The sequence below is a fragment of the Haloprofundus salilacus genome, from assembly GCF_020150815.1.
Taxonomy (GTDB): Archaea; Halobacteriota; Halobacteria; order Halobacteriales; family Haloferacaceae; genus Haloprofundus; species Haloprofundus salilacus.
On record NZ_CP083723.1, the window covers coordinates 2,453,046 to 2,467,020 of the forward strand.

General features: G+C 65.1%; 17 protein-coding genes and 1 tRNA gene. 14 read left to right on the forward strand and 4 right to left on the reverse strand.

Features of this window, described 5'->3' with window-relative positions; all coding sequences use genetic code 11:
- The first annotated feature begins 100 nt into the window (after positions 1 to 100).
- The 7 genes from LAQ58_RS12620 to LAQ58_RS12650 all read left to right on the forward strand — a co-directional run bounded on the left by LAQ58_RS12620 (position 101) and on the right by LAQ58_RS12650 (position 5,040).
- Positions 101 to 658, forward strand: coding sequence for a hypothetical protein (locus LAQ58_RS12620; protein ID WP_224447810.1), 558 nt, complete (start codon positions 101 to 103; stop codon positions 656 to 658).
- Between the two features lie 67 nt (positions 659 to 725).
- Positions 726 to 799: transfer RNA gene (locus LAQ58_RS12625), tRNA-Phe, on the forward strand.
- A 236-nt stretch (positions 800 to 1,035) separates the two neighbouring features.
- Positions 1,036 to 1,821, forward strand: a complete 786-nt coding sequence (locus LAQ58_RS12630) for a hypothetical protein (RefSeq protein ID WP_224447811.1) — start codon at positions 1,036 to 1,038, stop codon at positions 1,819 to 1,821.
- A 65-nt stretch (positions 1,822 to 1,886) separates the two neighbouring features.
- Positions 1,887 to 2,411: a GNAT family N-acetyltransferase gene (locus LAQ58_RS12635; protein ID WP_224447812.1), complete on the forward strand. Its 525-nt coding sequence runs from the start codon at positions 1,887 to 1,889 to the stop codon at positions 2,409 to 2,411.
- Positions 2,412 to 2,719: 308 nt separating this feature from the next.
- The gene (locus LAQ58_RS12640; RefSeq protein ID WP_224447813.1) at positions 2,720 to 4,165 is read left to right on the forward strand and encodes an MATE family efflux transporter; all 1,446 of its coding nucleotides are present in this window, start codon (positions 2,720 to 2,722) and stop codon (positions 4,163 to 4,165) included.
- A 12-nt stretch (positions 4,166 to 4,177) separates the two neighbouring features.
- A complete protein-coding gene (locus LAQ58_RS12645; protein WP_224447814.1) occupies positions 4,178 to 4,675 on the forward strand; it encodes an NUDIX hydrolase in 498 nt (165 codons plus the stop codon).
- 170 nt (positions 4,676 to 4,845) lie between these two features.
- The gene (locus LAQ58_RS12650) at positions 4,846 to 5,040 is read left to right on the forward strand and encodes a cold-shock protein (protein WP_117592850.1); all 195 of its coding nucleotides are present in this window, start codon (positions 4,846 to 4,848) and stop codon (positions 5,038 to 5,040) included.
- Between the two features lie 147 nt (positions 5,041 to 5,187).
- Here the strand turns inward: LAQ58_RS12650 and LAQ58_RS12655 are convergent, their stop codons facing one another.
- Entirely contained in the window at positions 5,188 to 5,511 is a 324-nt protein-coding gene (locus LAQ58_RS12655; RefSeq protein ID WP_224447815.1) for a hypothetical protein, read from the reverse strand.
- A gap of 149 nt (positions 5,512 to 5,660) precedes the next feature.
- On the opposite strand from LAQ58_RS12655, the gene LAQ58_RS12660 reads away from it, so the two are divergent.
- Both LAQ58_RS12660 and nucS read left to right on the forward strand, forming a co-directional pair.
- On the forward strand, positions 5,661 to 6,671 hold the full coding sequence (locus LAQ58_RS12660) for a DUF7972 family membrane protein (RefSeq protein ID WP_224447816.1): 1,011 nt from the start codon (positions 5,661 to 5,663) through the stop codon (positions 6,669 to 6,671).
- Between the two features lie 142 nt (positions 6,672 to 6,813).
- Positions 6,814 to 7,632 (forward strand): endonuclease NucS, encoded by an 819-nt coding sequence (nucS, locus tag LAQ58_RS12665; protein ID WP_224447817.1) that lies wholly within the window; start codon positions 6,814 to 6,816, stop codon positions 7,630 to 7,632.
- 56 nt (positions 7,633 to 7,688) lie between these two features.
- Here nucS and LAQ58_RS12670 read toward each other — a convergent pair whose 3' ends face one another.
- A complete protein-coding gene (locus tag LAQ58_RS12670; protein WP_224447818.1) occupies positions 7,689 to 8,375 on the reverse strand; it encodes a type 1 glutamine amidotransferase in 687 nt (228 codons plus the stop codon).
- Between the two features lie 255 nt (positions 8,376 to 8,630).
- On the opposite strand from LAQ58_RS12670, the gene LAQ58_RS12675 reads away from it, so the two are divergent.
- Together LAQ58_RS12675 and LAQ58_RS12680 are read left to right on the forward strand one after the other, a co-directional pair.
- Entirely contained in the window at positions 8,631 to 9,161 is a 531-nt protein-coding gene (locus tag LAQ58_RS12675) for a 50S ribosomal protein L16 (RefSeq protein WP_224447819.1), read from the forward strand.
- Positions 9,162 to 9,232: 71 nt separating this feature from the next.
- On the forward strand, positions 9,233 to 10,093 hold the full coding sequence (locus LAQ58_RS12680) for an ATP-grasp domain-containing protein (protein ID WP_224447820.1): 861 nt from the start codon (positions 9,233 to 9,235) through the stop codon (positions 10,091 to 10,093).
- Positions 10,094 to 10,181: 88 nt separating this feature from the next.
- On the opposite strand, the gene LAQ58_RS12685 is transcribed toward LAQ58_RS12680, so the two are convergent.
- Positions 10,182 to 10,553: an Hsp20/alpha crystallin family protein gene (locus tag LAQ58_RS12685; RefSeq protein WP_224447821.1), complete on the reverse strand. Its 372-nt coding sequence runs from the start codon at positions 10,551 to 10,553 to the stop codon at positions 10,182 to 10,184.
- 144 nt (positions 10,554 to 10,697) lie between these two features.
- On the opposite strand from LAQ58_RS12685, the gene gap reads away from it, so the two are divergent.
- Positions 10,698 to 11,747: a type I glyceraldehyde-3-phosphate dehydrogenase gene (gene gap / locus LAQ58_RS12690; protein ID WP_224447822.1), complete on the forward strand. Its 1,050-nt coding sequence runs from the start codon at positions 10,698 to 10,700 to the stop codon at positions 11,745 to 11,747.
- 144 nt (positions 11,748 to 11,891) lie between these two features.
- Positions 11,892 to 13,112 carry a phosphoglycerate kinase gene (locus LAQ58_RS12695; protein ID WP_224447823.1) on the forward strand — a complete coding sequence of 407 codons (1,221 nt, stop codon included), beginning with the start codon at positions 11,892 to 11,894 and terminating at the stop codon, positions 13,110 to 13,112.
- 16 nt (positions 13,113 to 13,128) lie between these two features.
- On the opposite strand, the gene LAQ58_RS12700 is transcribed toward LAQ58_RS12695, so the two are convergent.
- A complete protein-coding gene (locus LAQ58_RS12700) occupies positions 13,129 to 13,362 on the reverse strand; it encodes a hypothetical protein (RefSeq protein ID WP_224447824.1) in 234 nt (77 codons plus the stop codon).
- A 97-nt stretch (positions 13,363 to 13,459) separates the two neighbouring features.
- On the opposite strand from LAQ58_RS12700, the gene LAQ58_RS12705 reads away from it, so the two are divergent.
- Entirely contained in the window at positions 13,460 to 13,951 is a 492-nt protein-coding gene (locus LAQ58_RS12705; RefSeq protein ID WP_224447825.1) for a metallophosphoesterase, read from the forward strand.
- Positions 13,952 to 13,975: the final 24 nt, after the last annotated feature.

Below are 13,975 nucleotides of genomic sequence, written 5' to 3' on the forward strand. Positions count from 1 at the left end.
CCCAATCAGTTCGTGATAGATTTTGTATATTTTCTCTATACAAAAGTAACTAATATATACAAGTGAACTGTGCAGACTATCCGATACAAGTGATACTCTAATGCTTCGAAACGTATTCGCTGGCGTCGGCGTCCTCACCTTGGTCGTCGTCGCGGGCATCGGCGGTGCGTTGGCGCTCGGTCTCACGCCGGGCGACATCGTCGGCGGTGCGGCGGGCGGCGTCGGCGACGACGCACCGACGGACGCGAGAACCGACGGCGGTACCACCGGAGGCGACGACGGAGCGTCGTCCGGCGGAGGCGACGACGCCGTACAGGACGCGTACGACCAGCCGCTTCGGTTCTCCGTCGGTGAAATCGAGGAGTGCGGGACGACCTGTCGGGACGTGACCGCGCAAGTGAAGAACACCGGCAACGAGTCCGTCGATGACATCGACGTGACCGTCCGCATCTTCGCCGACGACGACGAGGTGTGGAACGGGAACGTCGAAGTCGGGGCTGTGGACGCCGGGGAGGTGCAGGAGCAGACGATCCGCGTCGAACTCGGCTACATGGACGCTTACAAAATCAAGCAGAACGACGGCTACATCACCGTTCGCACGACGGTGACGACGGCGGAGGGGAGCTTCGAGTTTACGGAGCGTCGGAAGGTCGCGTGAGAACGGTCGGCACGCCGTCGGCGTGTTCCGAAATCCTTTTTGCTTCCATCCGCATCCATCAGAGTGCGCCGCCTTAGCTCAGACTGGGAGAGCACTCGACTGAAGATCGAGCTGTCCCCGGTTCAAATCCGGGAGGCGGCATCCCTCCTGATTCCGACTGTCGAGCGAGGCGTCTCGTCGCCGAGCGACTTCGTCGGAATCCGTCGATATCATCGATCGCGATTTGAATCACGGAACGAGCGAACTCCTGGAAGTGTAAATCCGGGAGGCGAACCTTCCGCTCGGAGTCAGTCAACCCGCACATAGAGAGTCAGGCGTTCGGGCGCGTCGGCAGCAGGGTTTTACCCGCTGCTACCCTACTCCGGTAGGTTATCACCATGAGCTTCTCCACCACTCCTTCAGAATCGGACAGCCCCTCAGAGCGAATCGAGGCGGCAGTCGACCGCGCGAACTCGGCGGCGGGCGACGCGTCCGACAGTTCCTTGACGGGGACAGCGAAGGAACTGGTCGACGTACTCGTCGCGGGCGGGGCGCTCCTCGATAGTATCGATTTCGAGCGACTGCCGGAGGTCGTCGAGAAAGGACAGCTTCCGGCGCTCGTCGATGTCGACCACCTCGCAGACGCTATCCGAGAACGCGACCCCGATTTGGCCTTCGACTTGAGTAACTTGGAGAAGGTCGTCAACACACGAGAGCTGTGGAACTCAATCGACCTCCTCGAGTTCGGGAAAGCCAAGCGACGGTTGGACCGAGAACTCGAAGACGTTCCCGAGATCGACTCCTCGAAGGGAGTTGATAGCGACTCGGAGGCAGTCGAGGATGCCAAGGAGTTCACCGACTCGCTTCGCCCCGAAGCCAAAAGAGCGCTGGTCCACCAGGAGGCCGCAAAAAGGCTGAAAGTCGCCCGTAAAGCAGTCATAGCGCAACACACAGCTCTCGAACGGGTTTACGCGTCGAACCCGACGCACTCCGGAAGTCCCGCAAAAAAGCGGACCAGTCGAAATCCGACGGCGGTGTCGTTGCGTCCGTCGGGGCCGCTTCCGAACGGCGTCTCGACGCGGGTGTCGACGGTTCCGGCGGCGGTTCCGTATTCGGAAATCGATGCGCTCCCGCGAATCTACGGTCGGCGGTGGAGAGGAGTCGAGTCCGAGAGGAAACCGTAGAGTCGGGGAGAGCACTATAAGCGGGAGGCAGTGCCATTTACACCGAGAGCGGACTTTCGTCGGATATGGACGCGGACATCTCCATCGTCCGAACGGATGTCTCCGGACACGAAGCCGAACTACGGGAGTTGCTCCACGAGTACTTCCTCGAAGCGAACGAACTGGGCCAAGAGTGGTTCGGCGACGAGGAATTCGGCGCGGACCCACAGAAGATAGCGGCCGCTGACCTCGACAGACTCGCGTCGGCGACGGTGGACGAACCGCTGTTTCTGGCGCAGCGAGATGACGAACTGGTCGGGTCGATTCAGTTGAAACAGCTAGACGAAACGACCTCCGAGGTGAAGCGACTCTACGTGAAGCCGCCTCACCGGAATGCCGGAGTCGGGCGGACACTCGTCGAGACGCTGATTGCGGCGGCGGAGAGCGATGGGTTTGAGACGCTTCGGTTGGGCGTCGCGCCCTACCACGAGAGCGCACGGGCGCTGTACCGAGCGCTCGGATTCGAGTTCACTCCCGCGTACGAAGAGACGCAGGCCCCGGCCGAGATTCACGACGACTGGGGGTTCATGAAACTCGCGCTCACCGAGTGACTGACTCCGCCGCGCGACGCCTCCGTTTACAGCAGTGAACGGAGCAACCGAAGCGGGAACGTGACGATTGCGATGACGAAGTCGAGTATCGTACGGAGCAGCGAGCGGATAGCTCTGAGCATCACTACAGTGTTCGACGCCGAACAGTATCGTGGTTGGGGCTGCACGTGCAGGGTGGATTAAATCCTCCCGACGGAACGCCTTTGTCGCCGCCGAACGACCGCATTCCCGCGTGCGAGACATCTATTCGCACGGCCATCTAACGAAGAAAGACATATAGTTTCGGTTCGAAATAGGACTAGCAACGAGTGTCCCGATTTCCAAATCCAATTCGAGGGGTAATCTTACTCATCGGTCTCGTGCTCGCGCGACTCGGCCTCGTCGCGCCCGAGCGCGTTCGCCGAACGACCGACCTCTCGTGGCCGCGCATCGTCACGGGAGTCGCGCGCATGTCGAAGAACGCCGTCGACGTGGCGATGGTCGGCATCGCCATCGGTCCCGCCGCAATCGCCGGCGTCGGCCTCGCGAGTGCCTACTGGGGCATCGCGTTCGCGCTCGGCGGCGGGTTCGCCGCCGGGACCATCGCGCTCGTCTCGCAGCGCTACGGCGCGGACGCGTTCGAGGAACTTGGGCAGGCGGTTCGCTCCAGTCTCCTCGTCGTCGTCGCGGTGACCATACCCGTGATGGTCGCGTTCGTCTTCTTCCCGTACCAACTCATCGACCTCCTGAGCGGCGACGCCGACGCGATAGCGTTCGGTGCGGTCTACCTCCAGATCGTCGGCTTCGCCGTCCCTTTCGCGGGCGTCAACCTCATCGGCAGTCGCATCTACATCGGTCTCGACGACGCGTGGACACCGATGCTCGTCCGCGCCGGCGGCGCGATATCGAACATCGTCTTCAGCGCGCTGTTCATCTTCGGCTTCGATATGGGCGTCGGAGGCGCGGCGTTCGGCACGCTGCTGGCGAACGTGTTGGTCACCGTCGCGTTTACCGTCGGCCTCGTCAACGGGCGTCTCCCCGGTGCGGGCGACATTCCCGTTGCCGTCGACCTGACGGGGTCGTACGTCGACTGGCCGACGACGAGACAGATAATCGAAATCGGTCTCCCGGTCGTCGGTCGCAGCATGGTGTGGACTGTCGCCAACTTCCCGATGCTGGCCATCGTCGGCATGTTCGGTGCGCCGGTGCTCGCCGCCTACGTCATCAGCCGCCGCATCTGGGGCATCATGAACACTCCCGGATGGGGCTTCGGTCTCGCGTCGAGCAGTCTCGTCGGTCAAGAGTTGGGATCGGGAGACGAGCGGACGGCGGAGGCCTACGGGCGCGAAATCGTTCGATTCTCCGTTGCCACCTACGTCGTCGCCGCGACGCTCGTCGCGGTGTTCGCCGAACCTATCGTCCTCGCGTTCGTCGGTACGCGCGCGGACCCGTCGTTCTCCATGGCCGTGACGCTCGTCTACGTCTCCTGTTTCGCGGTCATCGCGCAGGGCGTCAGCGGCGCGTCGGCCGGACCGCTCGACGCCAGCGGCGACACGGCGTGGCCGTTCCTGAGTCAGGCGCTTGGGATGTTCGCATTCTCGATTCCCGTGGCGTACCTCGGCGCGACCACCTCGCTCGGCTACTGGGGGTTGTACCTCTCGTTCGTCGCGGAGACGACGGTTCCGGCCGCGCTCAACTACTACCGCTTCTCGACCGGGAAGTGGAAAGTCGTCAGCCGGAAGTTCCGCCCGGGAACGGCGGTCGCAGACGACTGACGGAGCACCGCCATGGATGACCGAATCGGCCCGAACGTCCCGGACGCGCCTCGCGAGCGGCAGACGATACGGCTCACCGAAGAGAGACTGGCGTCGTTTCGCGAGTGGGCGGTAGACGGAACGGCGCTCACCGCGGCGGCGCGGGTGCGCGACGCTGACGGTCGCACCGCGTTCGTGAAGAACCGATGGTCCCGCGGATGGGTTCTCCCCGGTGGTGCGGTCGAATCCGGCGAGTCGCCGGTCGAAGCCGCCCGACGCGAGGTCCGCGAGGAGACGGGGCTGGACGCGACCATCGAGGGCGAGCTCGTCGTCGTCGAGCAGCGGTACACCACCGAGAGCGACGAAACGGCGTTCACCGCGCAGTACGTCGTGTACGCGGCCTCCGCCGACGGCGAGATTCCGGAGCCGGAGCAGTTGGGCGCGAAGTCCGACGAGATAACGGCGGCGCGGTGGTTCGAGGCGACACCGGAGCGCCTCCACGACGGCGACCTGCTCGATCCGTACCTGTAACGACTCGACGAGAGTCGGGCGTAGGAACTCGACGGGAGGTTTGACGAGGGAACGGGGCAAACGCTCGACCGAGTTCCCTGTCGAGAGCGTCCCTCGCGACGGTTGTTGAATTCGACTAACAGTGAGGACTCGGAAGGGTTATGTGTGCTGCCGGACTTCCTTCAAAGGTAATGGCGAAAGGTACGGTTGACTTTTTCAACGACACAGGCGGCTACGGATTCATCGAGACAGAAGATGCGGACGACGACGTGTTCTTCCACATGGAAGACGTCGGCGGCCCGGACCTCGAAGAGGGACAGGAAGTGGAGTTCGACATCGAGCAGGCCCCCAAGGGCCCGCGCGCGACGAACGTCACCCGACTGTAAGCGTCGTTCTTTTCAGAACGCCGACTACGATCACACATTTTTATTTGGGACTCCACCGGCGAGCGGCAGCGTCGCTCGTCCGTCGCCCCGGTTTCTCGCGTTCGTCACCCCGCCCCGCGCTCGTCACTTCGTCCTGCGGTGGTCACTTCACCTCGCGCTCGCCGACCGAGTCGCCGACGATTCGCCACTCGCCGTCGGGACACCGTCGCTGCTCGTCGTCGAGGCGCAGGCCTCGACGTCGGTTTCGACGGTCGATTCCGCGCCCGCCGCCCGCGACGCGCCCGCCTCTGTGAGCGTGTACACCTCCCCGCGCGGGTCGTCGCCGAGGTTGAGCAACCCCTGCTCGTAGAGGTCGTCCACCCGGTCGCCGATTCGGTCGTCCGTGATCGGTAGCTCGTCGGCGACGTCCTCCGGAAGCAGCTCCGACGCGTCGGTGCGGGCGAAGACGGCCAGAATCTCCTCGTCGCTCACGTTCGGTTCGCGGTCAGCGTCGGTAATACGGTCGGTGCGAAACGGAGTCAGTTGAAGCCTCGGCGGACCCGGGTCGCTGCCGCGGACGTTCGAGCCGACGCCGGGAGTTCGGGCTCCGGACTTTTTGGGCTCCGGCCCGTTCGTTCGGTATGAACGGCGGGGATGCCGATCAGTTGGCCCAGAGCGGACTCGTCTACGAACCGTATCAGTCCTCGCCGGTCAAGCGGTGGCTGCTCCTAGACGGCGACCGCGTGGTGCTGTCGGGGGTGCTGTCGGTCGCCGTCTGCGCGTCCGTGGCGGCGCTCTGCTGGGTGGGCGTCGTTCCCGTCGGAGACGCCGACGCCGTGTTGTCGCTCGTTGGCACGCTGGTCGGCGGGACGCTCCCCTTCATCACCATCGTGCTCGCCATCAACCAACTCGTCCTCTCTCAGGAACTGGGGTCGACCGACGACCTGCGGACGCGGCTGACCGCGATGCAGGAGTTCCGTCGGGAGGTCGAGTCACTCACCGGACGGAACGTCAGCCCCGCGGCGCCCGCGGACTTTCTCCGCGACCTCGTCGAGCAGAGTCGCTCGCGCGCGGCGACGCTCGAATCTGCAGTCGAAGGTTCAGACGACGACCTCCGGGAGACGGTCCATCAGTACGTCGAGACAGTCGAAAACGAGAGCGAGACAGTGTCGGAAGCACTCGAAGGGGCGGAGTTCGGCACGTTCGGGGCGCTCTCGGCGGTTCTCGGTCACTTCGACGGGCGGCACATGCACACGGCGCGCGTGCTTCGAGCGGACCACGGCGAGGCGTTCGGCGACGAGGCCGAGACGCTCGACGACCTCGTCGAACTGCTCGAACAGCTCGCCGTCGCCCGGCAGACGTTCAAGACTATCTACGTCCAGCACGAGCTCGCGACGCTCTCGCGGCTCCTGCTCTACGTCGGCTTTCCGACCCTGTTCGGCGGCGGCCTGCTCATGCTCTCGTACCGGTCGCTCCTGTCGACGACCGCCGGCAGCGGCCTCCCGTTCTGGCTCGTCGCAGGCGGTGTCACCCTCGTCTTCCTCCCGTTCGTCGTTCTCCTGACCCACACGCTCCGAATCGCGACGGTGGCGAGCCGCACGGCCGACTTCGGCCCGTTCGTGCCGCGAGCGACGGTAAAAGACGACCTCTGAGCGTTGTGCAACCGCGCGGCGCACCGGCGCACCGCTCTATTGGCGCATCGCATACCGGCACATCAGTTGAACCGGATGCCGGACACCGGAACCGAACGCGATTGGCTTTTGTCGCCGCCGCCCGAACGTCCGTGGACGACGAATGACGGACGACGAGCGGGTCGCCGAAACCGGCAACGCCGACACCGACGCCGAAACGGACCGCAGAGCGCACGCGGTGACGCTCCACCAGCCCACCCACCGCGAGGTGCTCTGGCAGACCGAAGAAGCGTTCGAGCGCGGCGACGTGATAACGCTGTTCGGCCGCTGCACCGTCGAGTACGACGGCCGTGCTGCCAGCACGCTCGGTCTCGGCAACCGACTCGTGATTCTCAAACCCGACGGCGCGGCGCTCGTCCACACCGACGAGAAGCGAACGCCGGTCAACTGGCAACCGCCGGGGTGCGAACACCACACGGCGGTCCGGGAGGGGAGGTTCCGGGTCCGGAGCGAGCGGACCACGCCCGCGGAGACGCTCGACGTGCGGTTCGAACAGGTCCACCAGTTCTCGTCGCTCTCTATCACCGGCGGCCGGGACCTCGATCTGCAGGGGAGCGAAGAGGACCTTCGCCAACACATCCTCGACGATCCGGACCTTGTCGAATCCGGCTTTCTTCCGCTGGCGACGGAGCGACAGACGAGCGCCGGCCCGGTCGACATCTACGGCGAGGACGACGACGGGGTGGCGGTCGCCGTGGAGTTGAAGCGGCGGCGGGTCGGCCCCTCGGCAGCCGGCCAACTCCAGCGGTACGTCGCCGCGCTGCGCGCGGAGTTCGGGGACGGGGCGAGGGTTCGTGGGATTCTGGTCGCACCGTCGGTCACCGACCGAGCAGCGGCGCTTCTGGAGGAGCACGGACTGGAGTTCGTCGCGCTCGACCCGACGACGGGACGCCCGCCGGACGCGAACGCGGACGAGGAGTAGGGGCGCCATCGGAGCGAGGGCGAGAGAGAAAGACAGAGCCAGAAGACGGCAAGACGTTACGCCGAGTCGCTCGCGAGTCGGCGGAAGTTCTCGAACACGCGCGTCGCGGTCACGTCGTCGAAGGTGCGTTCGGAGTCGGGCGAATCGGACCAGCCGAAGTCGCGGCGGACACGATCGCGGAGCGCCTCGGTGAACTCCGGGTGGAACTGCGTCGTCCACAGCGGCGCCTCGCGGTGCCGCGTCGCGACGAGTGGATAGTAGTCGGCGCTGGCTATCGGGTCCATCCCCGCCCCCGCGTCGACGACGACGTCGCCGTGGACCATCGGTACGGTTCCGTTTACGCCCGCGAACAGCGGGTCGTCCGCGAGCTCCAGCGAGACGAGTTTCGTGGTGAGTCCGCGGTGTTCGACGGTCCCGCCGAGCGCGTCGTTGACGAGTTGGTGGCCGAAACAGACGCCGAGCGTCGGGATTTTCTCGTCTACTAGTTCGCGGACCAGCGCGCGCTGGTCGTCCATCCACGGGTAGGCGTCCGACTCGTAGACGCCGGCGGTGCTGCCCGAGAGGACGACGCCGTCGACGGCCGACGCGTCGTCGACGCCGTCGAGTTCGTCGAACCCCGCGACGGTTCGCGGCCCGCCGTCGCGGGCGTAGTCGTGGACGACGACGTCTGGCAGGTAGCCGGCGAGTTCGTGAACGAAGTACTCCGCTTCCGGGTCCACTTCGTTCGCCAGAACGAGAATCATCGGTCGCAGTTTCGCGGCCGGGGCGATAACGGTACTGGCAAGGGCGTCGACGAGCGGGGACTGGAGATGACATCGGCGAGCGGGGGGTTTCGCGTCGTCCTCGGCGACGTACCGAGTGGGGTGAACCGACCGGAAAGAGCACCGCACGGAGAACGAACCGGACGAGGCACCCCCGTGCCAACGAGTCGCAGAACACGCGGAGAACGGCATCGAAGGCTTTATTCACGGCGTTGGCCTTGTTCAGCGCAAGTAACTATGGCAGACAAACCGGCCTCAATGTACCGGGAGATCTCCAAAGCGCCCTACACCCGGCGTGAGTACATCACGGGGATTCCCGGCTCGAAGATCGCACAGCACAACATGGGCAACCTGCAGACCGGTCCCGAAGACTACCCGGTCAAAATCAGCCTTCGCGTCGAGGAGGAGTGCCAGATTCGTCACGGATCGCTCGAATCGGCGCGCCTGTCGGCGAACCGCCTGCTGTTGAAGCACGTCGGCCAGCCGAACTACAAGATGGTGCTCCGCAAGTTCCCCCACCACGTCCTGCGCGAGAACAAGCAGGCGACCGGTGCGGGTGCGGACCGCGTCTCCGACGGGATGCGACAGGCGTTCGGGAAACCGGTCGGCACGGCCGCCCGCGTCCAGCGCAACGACGCCGTGTTCACCGCCTACTGCAACCCCGAGGACGCCGAGACGGTGAAGGACGCGTTCCGCCGCGCCTACAACAAAATGTCGCCGCCGTGCCGCATCGTCGTCGAAGAAGGCGAAGAGTTGCTCGTCGCCTGATTCGGTCCGACGCTCCGTCCGTCGACGACGGACACACACGCTTTTCCCCCATCCCGCCACATCCGTAGCGTATGCTCAGACTGGCGGTGACGACCGACGCCGAGACGTTCGAGCGGATGCGCGACCCGCTCTCCTCGCGCGGCGTCGACGTTCGACACCTCCGCGCGAAAGAACGGGCGATCCGACTCACAGCGTCCCCGACCGAGACGTTCGACATGGGCTTCGTCTACCCGACGCGACTGATGGAAGGCGGCGCGCTCGACTTCCTTCACGACATTCCGTGGGTGAACGACCGCGACGCCGTCCTCACCTCGCGAAACAAGGCGGGCGTCATCGCCGCGCTCTCGCAGGCGGACGTTCCGGTCCCGGAGACGACGATGGTCTCGAATCCGCTCGACGACGAGCGACTGTTCGCCGCCGCCGAGGTGTTCGACGGACCCGTGGTCGTCAAACCGAACTCGACCACCCGCGGCACGGGCATCGTCCGCGTCGACGACGCCGATTCGCTCTCTGGCGTGGCGGACTACCTCCGACTCGTCCACGACTACCACGCGACGGGCGACAAGTCGTACTTGCTCCAAGAGTTTCTGCCCGACGCGCGCGATTACCGGGCGATGGTCGTCGACGGCGACTGCGTCGGCGGCGTCGAGCGCCGGTTGCCGGCTGAAGCGTGCGAGGACGGTCGGTGGAAGCACAACGTCCACCGGGGCGCGGAGGCCGCAGCCGTTGAACTGCCGGAGCGGCACCGTCGACTTGCCGAAGAAGTTGCCGGCGTGCTCGATATTCCGTACCTCGGCGTCGACCTGCTCGAAACGGAGGACCGCCTCCTCGTCGGCGAGACGAACGCCCGCCCGACCATCGACGACGACGCGAAGTACGACTCGGGTTTCTACGACCGGTTGGCGGCGCTCGTAAGACGGCAGATCGAGTGAGGACTATCCGCAAACGGCGGTCGCGTCGCTGGACGTCGGGTGCGTCAAAAACTCGGAGAGAAGCGGCGACGGCGTCGGCGCGTCTGCGCTACTCCACGTCGATTTCGGCGGAGTCCTCGATACGGTCAAGCGTCACCTGGAGGACGCCGTTTTTGAACGTCGCGCTCGCGGAGTGTTCGTCGACGCGGGTGGGCAGTTGGATGCGCTCGTCGTACTCGCGGCGGTCGCTCGCGGCGCTGATAGTGAGGCGTTCGCCGTCGCACTTCAGGTCGATGTCGTCCTTGTCGACGCCGGGGAGGTCGGCGACGACGCGAATATGGTCGCCCTCGTCGATGACGTCAACGTGCGTCTCGGTCGTAAAGCCCGATTGGTCCTCGAACCCGCCGGTCATCTCGTTCATCATGCGCTCGATTTCGCCGAAAATGTCGCCGAACGGGTCATCACGGTCGTCTCGCTTCATGCGGCAGGCTATGTCGTATGCGCTCAAAAGCCTTCTGTCGATGTCGGGTGCGCCGAATCCGTCCCGAACAGTACGGCTAAAAGAGACGTTCCAAAACCAATATACGAGGCGGGGTTTAAATACTACACAGGCACTAACTCAGCTATGAGTGAAAAATCGTACCTAGGTCGCGGGGAAGAAGTCGACGAATCGGAAGTCGTACGCATCGCGCTTAACGGCTTCGGGCGCATCGGGCGGAACGTCTTCCGCGCCGTCATGGACGACCCGCGCATCGAACTGGTCGCCATCAACGACGTGATGGACGGCGAGGACATGCGGTATCTCAGCAAGTACGACACCGTTATGGGCCGCCTCGACGGCGTGACGCTGGAGGACGACCGCCTCTCCATCGGCGACACGTCGGCGGAGGTGCTCAACGTCCAGAGCCCCGCCGAACTGCCGTGGGACGACCTCGACGTCGACGTCGCACTGGAGTGCACGGGCATCTTCCGCACGTACGACGACGCCCACGACCACGTTGAGGCGGGCGCGGACAGGGTCATCATCTCCGCGCCGCCGAAAGGCGACAAGCCGGTCAAGCAAATCGTCTACGGCGTCAACCACGACGAGTACGACGGCGAGGACGTCGTCTCGAACGCCTCCTGCACGACCAACAGCATCACGCCGGTTGCGAAGGTGCTCAACGAGGAGTTCGGCATCAACTCCGGCCTGATGACGACCGTGCACGCCTACACCGGGTCGCAGAGCCTCATCGACGCGCCAAAAGGCAAGACGCGCCGCGGGCGCGCCGCCGCCGAGAACATCATCCCGACGACGACGGGCGCGGCGAAGGCGACGACCGAGATTCTCCCCGAACTCGACGGCAAACTCGACGGGATGGCCATCCGCGTACCGGTGCCGAACGGCTCCATCACGGAACTCGTCGTCGACCTGCAGGGCGACCCCAGTGCAGACGAGATCAACGAGGCGTTCCGAAACGCCGCCGACGGCGAATTGGCGGGCGTGCTCGGCTACACCGACGACGAGGTCGTCTCCTCGGACATCCTCCAGCTGCCGTTCTCCTCGACGGTCGACCTGAACTCGACGAACGTGCTCGAAAACGGTGGTCTCGCGAAGATCCTTACGTGGTACGACAACGAGTACGGCTTCTCCTGCCGAATGCTCGACGTCGCGCGCTACATCACCGAGGAGTAACGCCGCACTCACGGCTGAGTCCGCATTTTTTTGGTCGCGCCAGAGGACGCTAGCGGAGCGCTTCGCGGAGGCGCCCGAACCGTCGTGCAACTTCGACCGCATCCGCCCACGACTAAGTAGCAGTCCCCCGATTTCCAACGTGAGATGGCTTCGTTCAACACGCTCGACGACCTCGACGCCGAACAACGGGTACTCGTCCGCCTCGACCTCAACTCGCCGGTCGAAGACGGCGTCGTGCAGGACAACCGCCGCTTCGAGCGACACGCCGAGACGGTGTCGGAACTCGTCGACTGCAACCACCGCGTCGTGCTGATGGCCCACCAGGGTCGCCCCGGCGACGACGACTTCGTCTCGCTGGAGCAGCACGCAGACATCCTCGCGGAGCACGTCGATACGGACGTGAACTTCGTCGCCGACACGTACGGCGAGGAGGCGCTGGACGCCATCGACGCGCTCGAAGCGGGCGAGGTGCTGCTGCTCGAAAACGTCCGGATGGTCGACGACGAGTTGCCCGAGGAAGACCCCGAGACGAAAGCCGAAACCGAGTTCGTGCAGACGCTCGCGCCGGCGTTCGACGCGTACGTCAACGACGCGTACTCGGCGGCCCACCGCAAACACGCCTCGCTGGTCGGTTTCCCGCTCGTGTTGCCCGCCTACGCCGGGCGGGTGATGCAGACCGAGTACGAGGCGAACTCCAGCATCGCCACCCGAGAGTTCGACGGCCCCGTGACGATGGTCGTCGGCGGGACGAAGGCGACGGACGTCATCGGCGTGATGGACGCCATCGGCGAGAAGGTGGACAACTTCCTCGTCGGCGGCATCGCGGGAGAACTGTTCCTCCGCGCCGAGGGTTATCCGGTCGGCCGCGACGTCGGTGAAATGGCGCTCTTCGACGACCAGTGGGAGAACAATCAGGACGTCATCGAGGACGTGCTCCAGCGCCGCACGGGCCAGATTCGACTCCCGGTCGATTTGGCGTACGAGGACGACAGCGGCGAGCGCGCCGAAATCCCCGTCGAGAATATCGAGGAGAAGGAGACTGGCTACCTCGACGTCGGCTCCGAGACCGTCGAGGCCTACGCACCGACCGTCCACGAGTCCGACGCGGTGTTCGTCAAGGGCGCGCTCGGCATGTTCGAGGATGAGCGCTTCGCCGACGGCACTGTCGGCGTGCTCCGCGCCATCGCCGAGACGGACTGCTTCTCGGTCGTCGGCGGCGGCGACACCTCCCGCGCCATCGAGATGTACGGCCTCGACGAGGACGACTTCTCGCACGTCTCCATCGCGGGCGGGGCGTACATCCGCGCGCTGACGGGCGAGTCGCTCCCGGCGGTCGAGGTGCTGGAAGAACAGGCCGAGAGGTGAGCGAGACGCGGGCAGATCAGCCGGCGCGACGTCGACTGAGTCCTCGCAACCCGGTTCCGACGAGGTAGAGACCGAGCGGGAGGAAAATCACGACCGCCGCTGTGTCGGCGGGTCCCCACCAGAGCGCGCTGTCGACGCCGTTGACGAGAGTCGGCGACCGCGCGTAGCTGAGATAGTTGAACACGCGGTAGAGCGGCCACGCGAGGACGAGAAGGCCGACGACGAGTTTCGGGAGGGCGTCGATGTTCACGGTCCGAATCCGTAGTCGTCCCACAAATCTCTTCGGAGAACGGCGACGGGGACGAACCTCACGAACGTTCTTACCCGACTCGGACGAACCACGGAGTATGCTCGTCGGAATCGTCTCTGACACCCACGACAACCTCAACTGCGTGCGGGCGGCCGTCGACCGCTTCGAGTCCGAATCCGTCGACGCCGTTGTCCACTGCGGCGACATCGTCGCGCCGTTCTCGGCGACGCCGTTCGACTCGTCCTTCGAGTTCTACGCCACCCGCGGCAACAACGACGGCGAGTGGAACCTCCAGTCAGCCGTCGAATCGTTCGGCACCTACCTCGGCGAAGCGGGCGAGCTCGCGTTCGACGGCCTCGACGTGGCCGTCTACCACGGGACGAGCGGGACGCTCGTGGACGCGCTGGTCGACTGCGGCGACTACGACTACGTCCTCCACGGCCACACCCACCAACGTGACGTCGAAGAACGCGACGGGACGGTGCGCGTCAACCCCGGCGGCCTGCCGATACCGGGGGCCGACGACGCGTTCCACGTCGCCGTCCTCGACACCGAAACCGGCGAGGTGTCGTCGAACGAAGTCGCGTAAAAGGGAGCGTCTTCCGTCCGTCTG

Bases quoted from the DNA above. Each gene is read 5' to 3' on its own strand.
- LAQ58_RS12620 (WP_224447810.1), top strand. From the start codon at position 101: ATGCTTCGAAACGTATTCGCTGGCGTCGGCGTCCTCACCTTGGTCGTC.
- LAQ58_RS12630 (WP_224447811.1), top strand. From the start codon at position 1,036: ATGAGCTTCTCCACCACTCCTTCAGAATCGGACAGCCCCTCAGAGCGA.
- LAQ58_RS12635 (WP_224447812.1), top strand. From the start codon at position 1,887: ATGGACGCGGACATCTCCATCGTCCGAACGGATGTCTCCGGACACGAA.
- LAQ58_RS12645 (WP_224447814.1), top strand. From the start codon at position 4,178: ATGGATGACCGAATCGGCCCGAACGTCCCGGACGCGCCTCGCGAGCGG.
- LAQ58_RS12650 (WP_117592850.1), top strand. From the start codon at position 4,846: ATGGCGAAAGGTACGGTTGACTTTTTCAACGACACAGGCGGCTACGGA.
- LAQ58_RS12660 (WP_224447816.1), top strand. From the start codon at position 5,661: ATGAACGGCGGGGATGCCGATCAGTTGGCCCAGAGCGGACTCGTCTAC.
- nucS (WP_224447817.1), top strand. From the start codon at position 6,814: ATGACGGACGACGAGCGGGTCGCCGAAACCGGCAACGCCGACACCGAC.
- LAQ58_RS12670 (WP_224447818.1), bottom strand. From the start codon at position 8,375: ATGATTCTCGTTCTGGCGAACGAAGTGGACCCGGAAGCGGAGTACTTC.
- LAQ58_RS12675 (WP_224447819.1), top strand. From the start codon at position 8,631: ATGGCAGACAAACCGGCCTCAATGTACCGGGAGATCTCCAAAGCGCCC.
- LAQ58_RS12680 (WP_224447820.1), top strand. From the start codon at position 9,233: ATGCTCAGACTGGCGGTGACGACCGACGCCGAGACGTTCGAGCGGATG.
- LAQ58_RS12685 (WP_224447821.1), bottom strand. From the start codon at position 10,553: ATGAAGCGAGACGACCGTGATGACCCGTTCGGCGACATTTTCGGCGAA.
- gap (WP_224447822.1), top strand. From the start codon at position 10,698: ATGAGTGAAAAATCGTACCTAGGTCGCGGGGAAGAAGTCGACGAATCG.
- LAQ58_RS12695 (WP_224447823.1), top strand. From the start codon at position 11,892: ATGGCTTCGTTCAACACGCTCGACGACCTCGACGCCGAACAACGGGTA.
- LAQ58_RS12705 (WP_224447825.1), top strand. From the start codon at position 13,460: ATGCTCGTCGGAATCGTCTCTGACACCCACGACAACCTCAACTGCGTG.